The 494-nt window shown below is 40.7% G+C and carries 1 protein-coding gene; it reads right to left on the minus strand.

Annotation, left to right across the window (positions count from 1 at the left end):
- Window positions 1-13: 13 nt before the first annotated feature.
- Window positions 14-367: a hypothetical protein gene (locus AAIR21_RS27875; RefSeq protein ID WP_434682842.1), complete on the minus strand. Its 354-nt coding sequence runs from the start codon at window positions 365-367 to the stop codon at window positions 14-16.
- Window positions 368-494 lie beyond the last annotated feature (127 nt).

The following is a 494-nucleotide window of genomic DNA, read 5'->3' on the forward strand; positions in this document are numbered from 1 at the left end:
GCTTTCTTTGTCATTATTTAATTTCTCCAGATGCTAATTTTTCTGTGATTTGTTGCTCTGCGATTGTTTTTACTATCGCGTTCATGAAATCCACACCATCGGGTGTCAGTTTGTGAATGCCCATGCAGTCAGAATAATGCTCAGCAATTAGCCTCTCAGCTTCGGTGCGTTTGTGGTTGTCGTATATCATTGCCTCGAATACGCCTGTCAGTGCATTTGTCAGTACGCCCTCTGATAACTTGACGGGAAATAAAATATCGCCGTCGATTTTTACCAGTTGTACATTTCCGCCCGTTCTGCGCATGACTGAATTTATTTTTGCCTGAACAAGTTTATTCCTGCGGGTTCTGATGGTGTTTGTGCTCATTTCTACAACCCGTACGCTTTACGTATGAATAAGTCCGCAATGTGGCGATATTCTTCTCCGTAATGTACGAAAATAAGAATTGCTGTTTTGTATGCAGTCTTGTCTTTAATGAATGACATAATTACAT

It is taken from the genome of Enterobacter sp. PTB (assembly GCF_051130085.1).
Classification (GTDB): domain Bacteria; phylum Pseudomonadota; class Gammaproteobacteria; order Enterobacterales; family Enterobacteriaceae; genus Enterobacter; species Enterobacter ludwigii.